The sequence below is a fragment of the Kitasatospora sp. NPDC059577 genome, assembly GCF_042735475.1.
Classification (GTDB): Bacteria; Actinomycetota; Actinomycetes; order Streptomycetales; family Streptomycetaceae; genus Kitasatospora.
Map to the genome: position 1 here is coordinate 127,875 of NZ_JBHWBZ010000019.1, position 13,786 is coordinate 141,660.

A 13,786-nucleotide genomic window follows, 5' to 3' on the forward strand; every position below is an offset into this window, starting at 1 on the left:
TCTGGCGGCCCGGGCCCCCCCCCCCCCCGCGCGCGCCCCCCCCCCCCCCCCCCCCCCCCCGCGCCCCCCGCCCCGCCCCCCCCGGGCCCCGCCCCCCCCCCCCCCCCCGGCTCCGTGCCGAGGTCGGCATGGTGTTCCAGTCCTTCAACCTGTTCGCGCACAAGACGGTGCTGCAGAACGTCTCGCTCGCGCAGGTCAAGGTCCGCGGCCGGCCGAAGGCGGAGGCCGACGCCAAGTCCCGCGCGCTGCTGGAGCGGGTGGGACTCTCCGCGCACGCCGACAAGTACCCGGCCCAGCTCTCCGGCGGACAGCAGCAGCGGGTCGCGATCGCCCGCGCACTGGCGATGGACCCCAAGGCGCTGCTCTTCGACGAGCCCACCTCGGCGCTCGACCCCGAGATGATCAACGAGGTGCTGGACGTCATGCGCCGGCTCGCCCACGAGGGCATGACGATGGTCGTGGTCACCCACGAGATGGGGTTCGCCCGGGCCTCCGCGAACCGGGTGGTGTTCATGGCGGACGGCCGGATCATCGAGGACCGGGCCCCGGAGGACTTCTTCGGCGCCCCCGAGAGCGAGCGCGCCCGGGACTTCCTGTCCAAGATCCTGAAGCACTGAGGCGGCGCCGTGAACCGTGAGACGACGCCCGACGGGCCGGCGGGGGAATCCGGTGCGCCGGCCGGAGCGCGCGGGAGGAGGGCGGGGAAGTGCCTGCTCGTCGCCGCCCTGCTGATCGCTGCCCTGGCGGCGGGCTGCGGCAAGGCCGGCACGCCGCCGCCCAAGGGCCCGCAGCCCAGCGCGCTGCCCAGCTACCAGGTGCAGGACGCCTCCGCGATCACCGGCTCGCCGACCCTGGACGCCGCCCGCAACCGGGGCCACCTGGTGGTCGGCGTCAAGGAGGACCAGCCGTACCTGGGCCAGAAGAACCCGGCCACCGGCGAGTACTCGGGCTTCGACATCGAGATCGCCAAGATGCTCGGCGCCTCCCTCGGCTTCCCCCCGGACAAGATCCAGTTCAAGACCATCGCCTCGGCCAACCGCGAGACCGCGCTGCAGAACGGCCAGGTGGACTACTACGTCGGCACGTACACCATCAACGACAACCGGAAGAAGCTGGTCGGCTTCGCCGGGCCGTACTTCGTCGCCGGGCAGTCGCTGCTGGTGCGCAAGAACGACAACACCATCCACGGTCCGGAGGACCTGGACGGCAAGACGGTCTGCTCGGCGGCCGGTTCGACGCCGTACCAGCGCATCCAGTCGCAGTACCCGAAGGCCAAGCTGATCGGCTACGACACCTACTCGGCCTGCGTCGACAACCTGATCACCGGCCAGGTCGACGGCGTGACCACGGACAACGCGATCCTGCTCGGCTACGCGGCCAAGGTGCCGGACGAGCTCAAGGTGGTCGGCGCGCCGTTCTCGACCGAGCCGTACGGGGTCGGGGTGCCGAAGAACGACACCGGGCTGCGCGCGGCGCTGAACGACGCGCTGGAGCAGCACGAGCAGAACGGCGACTGGAAACGGGCCTTCGAGGCGACCCTCGGCCTCTCCGGGGAGCCCGCACCGGCCCCGCCGCAGATCAACCGGTACTGAGAGGGCGGCCGCGCCGTGAAAACGCTGACCGACAACTGGTCGACCTACTGGGAGGGCTTCCTCGGCACGCTCTCGCTCTTCGCGGTGAGCGCCGTGCTGTCGCTGGTGCTGGGGGTGCTGGTCGCGAGCTTTCGGGTCTCGCCGGTCAGACCGCTGCGGATCTTCGGGGCGGTGTGGGTGACGATCCTGCGCAACACCCCGCTGACCCTGCTGTTCTTCATCGTGGTCCTGGGCCTGCCCCGGTTCGACATCACCCTGCCCTTCTACACCTTCGCGGTGCTCGCGCTGGGCTGCTACACCTCGGCCTTCGTCTGCGAGGCGATGCGTTCGGGCGTCAACACGGTGCCGACCGGGCAGGGGGAGGCGGCCCGGAGCCTGGGCATGAGCTTCGGGCAGACGATGGGCCTGGTGGTGCTGCCGCAGGCGTACCGGTCGGTGGTGGCGCCGATCGGCAGTGTGATGATCGCGCTGGCGAAGAACACGGCGATCGCCGGCTCGTTCAGCGTCACCGAACTGCTGGGCACCTACCGGACCATCAACGAGCTGGGCTACAGCATCGTCTGGACCTTCGTCTGGATCGCCGTCGGCTACCTGATCATCACCCTGACCATCAGCGCCGTCTTCAACCTGCTGGAACGACGAGTGGCGGTGTCCCGATGACCGTTGAATCCTCGGCGCTGTACGACATCCCAGGCCCGAAGGCGCTCGCCCGCCACCGGCTGTACGGGGGGATCGCGCTGCTGCTGATCGCGGCGGTGATCGGCTGGGTCGTCTACATGCTGTTCCACACCGAGCAGTTCACGTACCAGAAGTGGATGGCCTTCGAGTACCGGGGCGTGCAGGAACTGCTGCTGCGCGGGCTCGGGAACACCCTGAAGGCCTTCGGCCTGACGGTGCTGTTCGCGCTGCCCTTCGGTGCGCTGTTCGCGGCCGGGCGGCTGTCCGACCACCGGGCGGTGCGCTGGGTCTCCACGCTGGTGGTGGAGTTCTTCCGGGCCATGCCGGTGCTGGTGATGATCTTCTTCGTGTTCGTCGCCCTCAAGGTGCAGCCGCTCTGGGCACTGGTGACCGGGCTGGTGCTCTACAACGGCTCGGTGCTGGCCGAGGTGTTCCGGGCCGGCGTCCTCGCGGTGCCCAAGGGGCAGCGGGAGGCGGCGTACGCGCTGGGCCTGCGCAAGACGCAGGTGATGGCCTACGTGCTGGTGCCGCAGGCCAACCGGGCGATGCTGCCGGTCATCATCAGCCAACTGGTGGTCGCGCTCAAGGACACCTCGCTGGGCTTCCTGATCACCTACGAGGAGTTCCTGCACGCGGGCAAGCTGATCGCCACCAACCTGGACTACGACCTGCCGTTCATCCCGGTGGTGATGGTGATCACCCCGATCTACATCGGCATGTGCCTGCTGCTCTCCTGGCTCGCCCGGACGGTCGAGAGGCGCAGCCGGCGCAGTCCGGCGGCGCAGGGCGGGGCGCCGGTGGCCGGGGCCGGGGTGGCGACGGGACTGCCGCCGTCGGCGCAGCAGTGAGGAGCGTGGTTCGAGGCTGAACCATAGGTGCGGATGGGGCAGGGGCCGGTACCTCCAAATTCCTCTTATGATTGCGGGGCTGGACGGGACCGCCTCGACGGTCCGGACGACGACCCGGACGGGAGGGCCATGGAGCCGGTGTTCGACTCGCGGCACATCAGGACGTTCCACGAGGTCGTCCGGGCGGGCTCCTACTCGGCCGCCGCCCGTGAACTCGGCTACACCCAGCCCGCCATCACCCAGCAGATGAAAGCGCTCGAACGCACCGTCGGCGTCCCGCTGTTCACCCGCGCCGGGCGCGGACTGCGGCTCACCGAGGCGGGCGAGGCGCTCTCCCGGCACGCCGAACTGATCCTGGGCAGCATGTCCGCCGCCCAGCAGCAGCTCGCCGCGCTCGCCCGGCTGCGCGCCGGGCGGGTCCGGGTCTGCGCCTTCCCCAGCGCCAACGCCACCCTGATACCCGAGGCGATGGCCCGGCTGCTGGCCGAGCACCCCGGTGTACGGGTCGAACTGCTCGAGGCCGAGCCGCCCGACTCCGTCCAGCGGCTGTTGCGCGGGGAGTGCGACATCGCGCTGGCCTTCCGCTACCCGGGCGCGGCCACCGAGGTCCCCGACGGGGTGGACGAGATCCCGCTGATGGAGGACCTGCTCACCGTGCTGCTGCCGGTCGGGCACCCGCTCGGCCGCCGGCACGCCGTACGGCTCGCCGACCTCGACGGCGAGCGCTGGATCGCCGGCTGCCCGCGATGTCGGGCCAACCTGCTGCACGTCTGCGCGGAGGAGGGTTTCGCACCGGACATCGTCTTCTCCACCGACGACAACCTCGCCGTGCAGTCGCTCGTCGCCGCCGGGGTCGGGATCGCGCTGATGCCCGCGCTGGTGCTCTCCTTCATGTGCCACCGCAAGGTCACCGGGCGGGCCGTCGAGCCGCACCTGCGGCGCCAGGTGAGCGCGTACGTGCTGCGCGAGCACCGCCGGATCCCGGCCACCGGACTGGTGCTGGACCACCTGCGGCAGGCGGCCGCGAGCCGCGTCGGGTGCTGACGTATAAGCCTTGATAGGGATGTCGCTTACGAACCCTCCTTGGACGTGATAGGTCAGTAGGTCCGAACCTGCTGGCATGACGCCCTCAGCCACGGTCGGCAGCGACCGGCTCACCGAGCGGATGACCGCGCTGATCAGTGAGATCCGCGCCGTCGTGGACCGCGGACTGCCCCCGGAGCTCACCGCCTACCTCGTCGGCGAGCGGCTCGCCCCGCACCTCCACGCCGACCCGGACGGGCCCGACGCGCTGCTCACCCCCGCCCAGTGCGAGGGCGACCCGCAGCGCTACCGCCAGCACGTCCTGCACGCCGAGGAGGACGGCAGCTTCTCCGTCGTCGCCCTGGTCTGGCTGCCCGGCCAGCACACCCCGATCCACGACCACGTCTCGTGGTGCGTGGCCGGCGTCCACCGCGGCCAGGAAAGCGAGACCCGCTACCGGCTCGTCTCCGACGGCCGCAGGGCCCGGCTGGTCGAGACCGAGCACGTGGCCGGCCCGGCCGGCACCGTCGCCGCCTTCGCCCCGCCCGGCGACATCCACCTGGTGCGCAACTCCTGCAGCACCACGGCGATCTCCATCCACGTGTACGGCGCCGACGTCTCGCGGCTCGGCACCAGCATCCGGCGGGTCTACCGGCTCCCCGCCGACCAGGAGCAGTGAGCGACGGCGTGGCACTGACCCTCCGGCAGCGCGCTGCCCGGACCCACTCGCTGCCCCCGATGCGCGGGGACGCCCCCGGGCTGCTGCTCGCGGCCCTCGGCGTGGCCGCCGCGCTGGGCGTCCACGCGGTGGTGCCGGCCGTGCCCAAGCTCACCGCCGCCGTCGTCCTCGGCATGGCGGCGGCCCACCTGCCCGGGCTGCGCCCGGTGGTCCGCGGGATTGCCCGACCCGGGCTGTCCACGGCCGGGAAGCGGCTGATGCGGGCCGGCATCGTCCTGCTCGGGCTCAAGCTCAGCCTGGGCGACGTGCTCGGCCTCGGCTGGGCCACCGTGGTCATGGTGCTCGCGGTGGTCGCGGCGACCTTCGCGGGGACGCTCTGGCTGGGCCGGCGGCTCGGCCTGCCCGGGGACCAGTCGCTGCTGGTCGCCACCGGGTACTCGATCTGCGGGGCCTCGGCGATCGGGGCCGTCAGCCAGGCGGCGGGCAGCGAGGAGGAGGACGTCGCGGCCTCGGTCGCCCTGGTCACCCTGTGCGGGACCCTGGCGATCGCCGTGCTGCCACTGCTCCAGCACCCGCTCGGGCTCGGCGAGGTGGAGTTCGGGCGCTGGGTCGGCGCCAGCGTGCACGACGTCGGGCAGGTGGTCGCCACCGCGCAGACCGGCGGGGCCGGGGCGCTGCGGGAGGCGGTGCTGGTCAAGCTGATGCGGGTGGTGCTGCTGGCGCCGCTGGTGGCCGGGGTCGCCGTCGTCGCGCGGCGGAACCTGCGGGCGGCCCGGGCTGCCGGGGCAGCGGGAACGGAGCCGGGAACGGCAGCGGGAGCGGACGCGGCGGCGGAGAATCCGGTGAAGACCGGGAGCCGCCCGCCGATCGTGCCGCTGTTCGTGGCCGGGTTCCTCGCGATGATCGTCCTGCGGACCACCGGGGTGCTCCCCGAGCGGGCGCTCGGCCTGGCCGGGGACGCCCAGGAGCTGCTGCTGGCCGCTGCGCTCTTCGGGCTCGGCAGCGCCGTGCACCTGCCGACCATGATGCGGACCGGCGGGCGGATCGCCCTGCTCGGGCTCGGCTCCTGGGTCGTCGTGGCCGGCGTCTCCTACGCGGGGGTGTTGATCACGACCTGACGGGAGCGGGTGCGGACTCGGCTATTGTCGGGCGGGTACTCGTCCGCACCGGGACGGTCCCGCGACCGCACCGGTGTGGTCCGGGCCCCGAGTTCGCCGGAGTCCACCCGCGTTCGTCAAGGAGGACGGATGACCACCGCACTGCCCGAACGGGACGGCCCCGAGGTCGTCGTCACGCTCGACCGGCGGGAGGGCCCGTACGGCGAGGTGGTGCTGCGGCAGCGCGGACGGCACTTCGAGATCATCGCCAACGGCTGTTTCCTGATGGACACCGCCGACGGGCGCTCCGAGCGGCTGCTGATCCAGGCGGCACTCGACGAGCTGGACCGGACGGGCAGTCGCGCCGAACGGCCGGCGGTGCTGATCGGCGGCCTCGGGGTCGGCTTCTCGCTCGCCTACGCGGCCGCCGAGCCGCGCTGGGGGCGGATCGCCATCGTCGAGCGGGAGACCGCGATCATCGAGTGGCACCGCAGCGGACCGCTCGGCGCCTTCTCGGGCGGCGCGCTGGAGGACGAACGGGTCGCGGTGCTCCACACCGACCTGCTGGAGTACCTCGCGGCCGCGGACGGCGAGCGCTACGACGCGCTGTGCCTCGACATCGACAACGGGCCGGACTGGACCGTCACCGACTCCAACAACGGACTGTACGGCGCGGACGGGCTCGCGGTGCTCTGGCACCGGCTGCAGCCGGACGGGGTGCTGGCGGTGTGGAGCGCGCAGCCGTCGTCGGCCTTCGAGGAGGCACTGCGGGCGGCGGGCTTCTCGGACGTGGTGACGCACGAGATCCCGGTGGCCCGCGGGGTGCCGGACGTGGTGCACCTGGCGCGGCGCGCGGGCTGAGGGTGAACCCGGCGGCGGCGTCGGGCAGTTGGTGACGACGACCCGCGGGGGCCTGCCCTTCGGGCTACTCTCCGGTTCGGGTTCCTCCCCGGAGTGGTCGACGGTCTGGCGGGTGGTGGGTGATGGCTGAGCACGGGACTCCCTCGGAGCGGATCGCGGCCGAGCTTCGACGGCGCATCGCGACGGGGGAGTTGGCGCCGGGGACGCGGGTGCCGTCGACCCGGCGGATCACCCAGGAGTGGGGCGTCGCGATGGCCACGGCGACCAAGGTGCTGAACCGTCTGCGGGACGAGGGGCTGGTCCGGGCCGTCCCCGGGGTGGGGACGGTGGTGGCCGGGACGCCGACGGCCGGCGCGAAGGCGGGCGGGACCACGGCGGCCGGGGCGCACGTCCGGGTGCCCGACCGGGAACCGCAACGGGCCTCCGGTGCGCAGGAGTCGGCGACGACGCCGGTGTCGCCCGGCGCGCCCGGAGGGCGGCGCACACGGACCGGCGGTGAGCGCGAACTCACCCGGGAACGGATCGTGGCCGCAGCCCTCCAGGTGGCGGACGCGGAGGGGCTGGCGGCGCTGTCGATGCGGCGGGTCGCGACCGATCTCGGCGTCGCGACGATGTCCCTCTACCGTCATGTGCCGGGCAAGGACGAGCTGTTGCGGCTCATGATGAACGTGGCCTTCGGCGAGCAGCCGCTGCCGGAGCGCCTCTCGCCGCACTGGCGGGAGGCACTGGAGGAGGTCGCGCGGCTGCAGTGGCGGATCTACCGCCGGCACCCGTGGCTGGCGTCCACGATGTCCTTCACCCGGCCGGTGCTGGCACCGGACGCCGCGCTGCACACCGAGCGGTCGATGGCGGCGCTTTCCGGGGTGGGGCTGAGCTGGGAGGAGATCGCCCAGGCCTCCGTCGCGCTGGCCGCGTTCGTGTGCGGGCTGGCGACCCACTTCGAGCGGGAGGCGCAGGCCGAGCAGAACAGCGGGCTGTCGGCCGACGAGTGGATGGACCGGCTGGACGCCGAGGACCACGGCCGGCTGATGGCGGATCCGGAGCGGTTCCCGATGTTCGACGCGATGAACCGGGGGCCGGAGCTCGACCTGAGCCTGGAGGCGCTGTACGAGTTCGGCATGGCACGGATGCTGGACGGGATCGAGACGATGATCGAGCGGCGGCGCGCGTGACGGACGACAGTGCGCTGAGCGGCGTGCTGCGCGTCGCGCGCGGCACGCCGCCGGGGTAGGAGGTCAGGGCTCAGCCGAAGGGGCGGTGCTCCGGTGCCGCGTCCGCCTCCGCGGTGGGCTCCGGCGCCGCCGCGGGCGTGGCGGAGAGGTCGGGCATGGCGAAGGGGTCGAAGTCCGGCGGCGGAACCATGACCGGTGTGCCCTTGCGCGGCGTCTCCTCCCCGGCCGCAGCCGGCGCCGGGGTGGCGGTCGTCGCAGCGGTCACGGGCGCCGGGATGATCGGCGGGGCCGACGGCGGCGGCGGGACGGCCGGTCCCTGCGGGGCCAGGGTGGTGCCGAACGGGTCGCTCTTCGGTTCACCCGCGACCGTCGTGCCGAACGGGTCGGCGATCGCGGGCGCTCCCGCAGGCGTTCCTGCGGGCCGGACGTCGGCAGCGGCGCCCGCGGTGGAGAAGTCCGGCATGGCGAAGGGGTCGAAGTCCGGCGGCGGGACCATGACCGGGGTGCCCTTCGGACGGTCCTCCGGGGCCGAGCCGGCAGCGGTAGCGGCACCAGTACCGGCACCGGCGGCGAGCGGTTCGGCGACCGGGGCGAAGGGATTGAAGTCCGCGGGCGGGACGCGCACCGGTGTGCCGCGCAGGTGGACCGGCGCCTCCGTCGGCTCCTCCTCGACGGCGGCCGACTCGACGGAAACGGGCTCGACGGAAACGGGCTCCACGGAGGCGGCGGCTGCGGCGGCTGCCACCGGGGTCGGTGCTGCGGCCGGGGCCTGAGCCGGTTCCTGAATCGGTTCCTGAATCGGTTCCTGAATCGGTGCCCGGGTCGGGGCCGCGCCCGGAGCGGTCGCCGGAACGCCGGTGGGCGTGGCGGCGGCCGGTGCCGATTCGCCGTCCCAGCCGAACTGGATGCTCTTCAGCAGCTCCGCGAACGCTTCCGTGTACAGCTCCCAGTCCTCCGGCCGCGCCGTGGACAGCTGGACGCACAGCACCGTCCCGCCGTCCGGCAGTGGCACGAAGGCCTCGACGGCCGAGGTGACCACCCAGCGCCGCTGCCCGTCGGCGGCCAAGGGGCCGGGCACCGGGGCGGTGCGCCCCTCGACGAGGACGGCGGCCGGGCCGGCCGGCAGCAGGACCGTCCACACCTCGGCGTGCCGTCGGACGGTGGCCAGTTCGGTGGCGAGCGCGGTGAGCGGCAGCGGGTGCCGGGCGAGCGAGACGACGAGGGCGGCGTCCGAGGTGCGGCCGTCGAGTTCCAGGGCGCAGACGCCCGCGTACGCGACGCCCGCGTCGTGGACCAGGTCGGCCAGGGTGGCGGCGATCACCGCGAAGTCGCGGCGCGGCTCGGTGCCGGTGGCGCTGAACAGTTCCTCGGCGACCTCGGCCAGGTGCCCGCTCAGTTCGGCGGCCGCCGCCACGGTGGCGGCGGTCCCGTCGGCCGGGTCCGCGTCGGCGGGCAGCGGGGGCACCGTACGGGAGGAGACCCCGGGGGGCCCGCCGGGGGAGGTCAGCGGGTGGAAGCCGGGCGGGACGACCAGGCGGACCTCGGCGCCCGCGCCGGTGGGCAGTTCGACCGGCCGACGGGTCTGCTGTCCGGCCGCCAGCGCGGCCAGTGCGGGGGCGAACGGCGGGCGCAGCTTGGCGTCGGCGAACTCGCCGGTGACCGGAAGCTGGAACAGCGCGGCCGAGGTGGTGCCCCGGTCGGCGATGGCGCCGCGTACGGCCCCGCCGCCGAAGCGTGCCTGCAGGACGCCGATCACCCGGTCGGCGATCCGTGCGCCGGTGCCGGGTCGGGCGGTGCCGGCGGTGACCACCGTGCCGAGCCGGTCGAGGGCGACGTGCACCGGGCCGTTGGGCGCGAGCGGCAGGCCGAACAGTGCCTCGGCGTCGGGGTGTTCGGCCGGGTCCGTGCGCAGGGCGCCCAGCGAGGCCGCCGGATGGCGCGAGGTGTGCTCGTCGAAGAGGGCGTCGGTGAGCGTGCCGAGGGTCGCGCAGACCTGCTCGGCGGCCGCGAAGGGGTTGGCCTCCGCACTGAACTGGACGTCCTGGGTCAACTGGTGAGCCCCCCGCTCTGCTCCGTCTGCCGTCGGTGGTTCGGGTGGGACCGGGCCCGCCGGGGCGGCGCGCCGTCAAATCCCTGCCCATTCCTATCAGAGCCCACCGTCCAGACCGAACCGCAGGATGACCCGATGATCACTCGGGCCGGGGCCGTGACCACCGGTTCGGCGGTCACTCGGGGGCGGCCCCGGAGGGCTCGGAGCGCTCGGAGGGCTCGGAAGCCCCGGCGGGCTCGGGGTCCTCGGAGGCTCCGGAGGCCCCGGTCACCTCGGAGCCCTCGGCGGTTTCGGTGGTCCCGGCGGCGAGTGCGGTGACCGCGTCGAGGATCCCCGGGACGGCGAACAGCCCGGCGAGGTCCCGCACCAGGCGCCCGGTCGGGCCGTCCGGGTGTTCGTCGGCGAAGAAGGAGCCCAGCTCGGCGGCGAGCGCGGGCTCCCGGGCGGCCGTGAGGGTGAGCGCGGCGACGAACTCCTGCACCAGGTGCAGCTGCAGCTCCTCCAGCGGCACCGAGCGCTCGACCAGCCACTCCAGCGAGGTGATCTCGGCGTTGGCGATCCAGGCGCGGACGGTCAGTCGCAGCCCGGGGCTGGGCGACGGGATCGCCAGGTGGGCCAGGATCTGCTCCTGCGCGGCCCGGCGCACGTCGTCGATCACCGCGGAGGTGCCCGCGCTGGCCGCGACCGAGCCGCCCCGCAGCAGCGCCGCGAAGCCCGGCCCGTGGCTCTGCACGAAGTCCAGGTAGCGGCCCATCACCCGGAGGAGCCGCTCCGACAGCGGCCCCTCCATCGGCTCCTCGAAGCGGGCCGACAGTTCCCGGCCGGCCCGTCGCAGCGACTCCTCGTACAGCGCCTGCTTGCCGGGGAAGTAGTGGTAGACCAGCGGCCGGGAGGCGCCCGCGGCGGCGGCGATGTCGTCGATCGACACCTCCTCCGGCGGCCGCCGACTGAACAGTTCCAGCGCCACGGCGATCAGCTGTTCCCGCCGCTCGTCCACGCTCAGCCGCCGGCGGGGCCGTTCGCCCGCTGCCGCCCGGTCTGGAGCGGAGGTCCGTGCTGCGCGGTCGGCCGTCGGGGACGGCGTACGGGAGGCCATGCGCGCCAGCCTATCCGGCGGCCGTCCGGCAGCTCACGAGGCCGGTGGGACCCGGCCCGTGAGGCGCGTGGACCCGGCGGCTCGGGGCGGTCTAGGAAGCCGCCCGGAACGCCAGGTAGCGGCGGTAGGCCTCGACGCCGTCGGCGACGAAGGTGTCGCGGGTGAGGCGCTCGGCGAGCTCGTCGGGGGTCATCCAGGCGTGCCAGGCGACCTCGGACTCCTGCGGGGAGACCGGGCCGTCCCACTCGGCCTCGTACATGTCGCACCACCAGTTGAGCTTGCCGCCGTCGGGGTCCCGGAAGTGGAACTTGAACATCGGGCGCGGGGCGATGCCGTGGACGCCGAGTTCCTCCTCGGCCTCGCGGACGGCGGCCTCGGCGTAGGTCTCGCCGGAGCCGACCACGCCGCCGACGAACATGTCGTACGCGCCGGGGGCGAACAGCTTGGTGTCGGTGCGGCGGTGGACGAAGATCCGCCCGGCGGGGTCGTGGACCAGGATGAAGACGCAGCGGTGGGTCAGTCCGCGACGGTAGACCTCGGCGCGCAGGGCGGTCCCGACCACCCGGTCGTGCTCGTCGACGACGTCCATCAGCTCTTCGGCAGGGTTGGTCATGACCGACAGGTTAGGGTTTCCGGGCCCGGCTCGAACGGATCTTCACGAACTTTCGAACGCGGGCGGACGGTGATGACCGGATCGGGCAGGAGGCGGCGCGCGGTGGTGGAGATCTGGGGCGGGACGGCCGAGGGGTTCGAGCCCGTACGGGCGGCCTTCGCACGGAACTTCGCCGACTTCGGCGAACTCGGCGCGGCCTTCGCGCTGTACGTGCGCGGCCGCAAGGTGGTCGACCTGTGGGGCGGTGACGCCCGGCCCGAGGTCGGCGGGCGGCCCGCTCCCGCGGTGCCGTGGACGGCGGACACCGCGCAGGTGCTGCGCTCGGTCACCAAGGGCCTGACCGCGACCACCGCGCTGCTGGCGGTCGAACGCGGGCTGCTGGACCTGGACGCGCCGGTGGCGTCGTACTGGCCGGAGTTCGCGGCGGCCGGCAAGGGCGGGGTGCCGGTGCGCTGGCTGCTCTCGCACCAGGCGGGGGTGCCCGCGCTGGACGCACCGCTGCGGCTGGAGGACGTGCTCACCTGGGAGCGCGCGGCGGCGGCCGTCGCGGCGCAGACGCCCGCCTGGGAGCCCGGTACGGCGCACGGCTACCACCCGTACACCTTCGGCTGGCTGGTCGGCGAGGTGGTGCGGCGGGTGAGCGGCCGGACGGTCGGGCAGTACTTCGCCGAGGAGATCGCCGGGCCGCTCGGGCTGGACCTGTGGATCGGCCTGCCGGCCGGGGCCGCGCCGCGGGTCGGCAAGCTGGTCGACCTGCCGGCCCCGGAGGCGGCCAGGACCGGCCCGAGCGGGCTGCGGCTGCGGCCCAAGCAGTCCGTCCGGGACGCCTACCAGGACCCGGCCTCGCTGACCGCGCGATCCTTCGCCTCCGTGCGCCCCGGGGTGGACCTCAACGACCCGGCGGTGCAGGCCGCCGAGATCCCCGGCGCCGGCGGCATCGGCACCGCCCGCTCGCTGGCCCGGTTCTACGCGGCGCTGATCGGGGCGGCCGACCGCCCGGACGGCTCCGGCGCGCTGCTGCCGCCGCTGCTCGGGCCCGAGGTGCTGACCCGCGCGGTCGGGCCGGCGGTGAGCGGACCGGACCGGGTGCTGATCGTCAACTCCACCTTCGGCCTGGGCTTCTGGCGGCACGGCCCGACCGCGCCGATGGCCTCCCCGGCGAGCTTCGGGCACCCGGGGCGGGGCGGCTCGCTGGGCTTCGCCGATCCGGAGCTCGGGCTGGGCTTCGGGTACGTCACCAACGGCATGCAGCCCGGCGTCACCGGTGACGTCCGCTCGCGCAACCTGATCCGCGCGGTGCGGGGGTGCCTGGGGCTGTCCTGAGCCCGGCGTCGCGGTTCAGGCCCGGCGGGTCTCGGAGCGGCTGACCTTGCGGTTCAGGCCTGGCCGGTCTCGAAGCGGCTGACCTTGGGGCTCAGGCCCGGCGGGTCTCGGAGCGGCTGATCTTGGGGCTCGGGCCCGGCCGGTCTCGGAGCGGCTGACCCTGTGGTTCAGGCCTGGCCGGTCTCGAAGCGGCTGACCTTCCCGCCGTCGAGGGTGAAGCGCCAGGCGGTGCGCATCTCGCCCCAGGCGTCGTTGGTGAAGTTGGCGACCAGTGCCCGGCCGCCGTCCGACTCGGTCTGGACGTCCATCCGGCCGTGGGCGGTGAAGATCTCGCGGTCGATCCACTCCTCCAGGTTCCGGTCGGAGCCGTCGTCGGACATGCTGGCGTCCGCGGTGAGCAGGCCGACGAAGGCATCGCGGTCGCCCGCGTTGATCGCGGTGACGAGGGCGCGGACGACGGGGTCGCTGAGCTTGGCGGTGGCGATGGTCATGTGGGGCTCCCGGGGGCGGGTGAGGGGTCGGGAGTCCTGTCTACGGCGTTCGCGGGGGCCGTCCGGGCATGTCGGCGGCGCGTCGGGAAAATAGCAGCATTCATGTGCTTGGATCCCGAAACAGGCGATTTGCCCCATCGCTTGACCGGGGCCCGCCGCGGGGAGTGGCGGTGGGGGGGGGGGGGGACAGCGCGTGGATCGCCGGCGACACTATCAACAGCGAGGACAGTAAGAAATAAACAGCCACCGGGGGCTGCAGTAGC

General features: G+C 73.7%; 13 protein-coding genes and 1 pseudogene. 10 read left to right on the forward strand and 4 right to left on the reverse strand.

Annotated elements, in window-relative coordinates; genetic code table 11:
• Positions 1-107: 107 nt before the first annotated feature.
• From ACFV0O_RS17800 to ACFV0O_RS17840, 9 genes and pseudogenes are all read left to right on the forward strand, one after another.
• Positions 108-617 (forward strand): annotated as a pseudogene (locus ACFV0O_RS17800) (amino acid ABC transporter ATP-binding protein); the annotation flags it as partial.
• A 93-nt stretch (positions 618-710) separates the two neighbouring features.
• Entirely contained in the window at positions 711-1,592 is an 882-nt protein-coding gene (locus tag ACFV0O_RS17805) for a glutamate ABC transporter substrate-binding protein (protein ID WP_380342427.1), read from the forward strand.
• Between the two features lie 15 nt (positions 1,593-1,607).
• A complete protein-coding gene (locus ACFV0O_RS17810; protein ID WP_360249844.1) occupies positions 1,608-2,252 on the forward strand; it encodes an amino acid ABC transporter permease in 645 nt (214 codons plus the stop codon).
• Complete coding sequence (locus tag ACFV0O_RS17815) at positions 2,249-3,118, forward strand: amino acid ABC transporter permease (protein WP_380342383.1); 870 nt, start codon at positions 2,249-2,251, stop codon at positions 3,116-3,118. Before ACFV0O_RS17810 ends, ACFV0O_RS17815 begins: the two co-directional genes overlap by 4 nt.
• Before the next feature lie 138 nt (positions 3,119-3,256).
• On the forward strand, positions 3,257-4,162 hold the full coding sequence (locus ACFV0O_RS17820; RefSeq protein WP_360250620.1) for a LysR family transcriptional regulator: 906 nt from the start codon (positions 3,257-3,259) through the stop codon (positions 4,160-4,162).
• Between the two features lie 76 nt (positions 4,163-4,238).
• Positions 4,239-4,820 carry a cysteine dioxygenase gene (locus tag ACFV0O_RS17825; protein ID WP_380342386.1) on the forward strand — a complete coding sequence of 194 codons (582 nt, stop codon included), beginning with the start codon at positions 4,239-4,241 and terminating at the stop codon, positions 4,818-4,820.
• A gap of 59 nt (positions 4,821-4,879) precedes the next feature.
• The gene (locus tag ACFV0O_RS17830; protein WP_380342430.1) at positions 4,880-5,938 is read left to right on the forward strand and encodes a YeiH family protein; all 1,059 of its coding nucleotides are present in this window, start codon (positions 4,880-4,882) and stop codon (positions 5,936-5,938) included.
• Between the two features lie 129 nt (positions 5,939-6,067).
• Complete coding sequence (locus ACFV0O_RS17835) at positions 6,068-6,778, forward strand: spermidine synthase (RefSeq protein WP_380342388.1); 711 nt, start codon at positions 6,068-6,070, stop codon at positions 6,776-6,778.
• Between the two features lie 122 nt (positions 6,779-6,900).
• Complete coding sequence (locus ACFV0O_RS17840; protein WP_380342390.1) at positions 6,901-7,950, forward strand: TetR/AcrR family transcriptional regulator C-terminal domain-containing protein; 1,050 nt, start codon at positions 6,901-6,903, stop codon at positions 7,948-7,950.
• A gap of 70 nt (positions 7,951-8,020) precedes the next feature.
• On the opposite strand, the gene ACFV0O_RS17845 is transcribed toward ACFV0O_RS17840, so the two are convergent.
• The 3 genes from ACFV0O_RS17845 to ACFV0O_RS17855 form a co-directional block, all read right to left on the reverse strand.
• Entirely contained in the window at positions 8,021-10,000 is a 1,980-nt protein-coding gene (locus ACFV0O_RS17845) for a hypothetical protein (RefSeq protein WP_380342393.1), read from the reverse strand.
• A gap of 175 nt (positions 10,001-10,175) precedes the next feature.
• A complete protein-coding gene (locus tag ACFV0O_RS17850) occupies positions 10,176-11,003 on the reverse strand; it encodes a TetR/AcrR family transcriptional regulator (protein ID WP_380342433.1) in 828 nt (275 codons plus the stop codon).
• A 184-nt stretch (positions 11,004-11,187) separates the two neighbouring features.
• Entirely contained in the window at positions 11,188-11,709 is a 522-nt protein-coding gene (locus ACFV0O_RS17855; RefSeq protein ID WP_380342394.1) for an NUDIX hydrolase, read from the reverse strand.
• 102 nt (positions 11,710-11,811) lie between these two features.
• Here ACFV0O_RS17855 and ACFV0O_RS17860 point away from each other — a divergent pair, with 102 nt between their 5' ends.
• A complete protein-coding gene (locus ACFV0O_RS17860; RefSeq protein WP_360249823.1) occupies positions 11,812-13,032 on the forward strand; it encodes a serine hydrolase domain-containing protein in 1,221 nt (406 codons plus the stop codon).
• A 167-nt stretch (positions 13,033-13,199) separates the two neighbouring features.
• Here ACFV0O_RS17860 and ACFV0O_RS17865 read toward each other — a convergent pair whose 3' ends face one another.
• Entirely contained in the window at positions 13,200-13,523 is a 324-nt protein-coding gene (locus ACFV0O_RS17865; RefSeq protein ID WP_380342396.1) for a nuclear transport factor 2 family protein, read from the reverse strand.
• Between the last annotated feature and the right edge of the window lie 263 nt (positions 13,524-13,786).

Coding starts and splice junctions, on each gene's coding strand:
- ACFV0O_RS17815 (WP_380342383.1), top strand. CDS start 2,249: ATGACCGTTGAATCCTCGGCGCTGTACGACATCCCAGGCCCGAAGGCG.
- ACFV0O_RS17825 (WP_380342386.1), top strand. CDS start 4,239: ATGACGCCCTCAGCCACGGTCGGCAGCGACCGGCTCACCGAGCGGATG.
- ACFV0O_RS17830 (WP_380342430.1), top strand. CDS start 4,880: ATGCGCGGGGACGCCCCCGGGCTGCTGCTCGCGGCCCTCGGCGTGGCC.
- ACFV0O_RS17835 (WP_380342388.1), top strand. CDS start 6,068: ATGACCACCGCACTGCCCGAACGGGACGGCCCCGAGGTCGTCGTCACG.
- ACFV0O_RS17840 (WP_380342390.1), top strand. CDS start 6,901: ATGGCTGAGCACGGGACTCCCTCGGAGCGGATCGCGGCCGAGCTTCGA.
- ACFV0O_RS17855 (WP_380342394.1), bottom strand. CDS start 11,709: ATGACCAACCCTGCCGAAGAGCTGATGGACGTCGTCGACGAGCACGAC.
- ACFV0O_RS17865 (WP_380342396.1), bottom strand. CDS start 13,523: ATGACCATCGCCACCGCCAAGCTCAGCGACCCCGTCGTCCGCGCCCTC.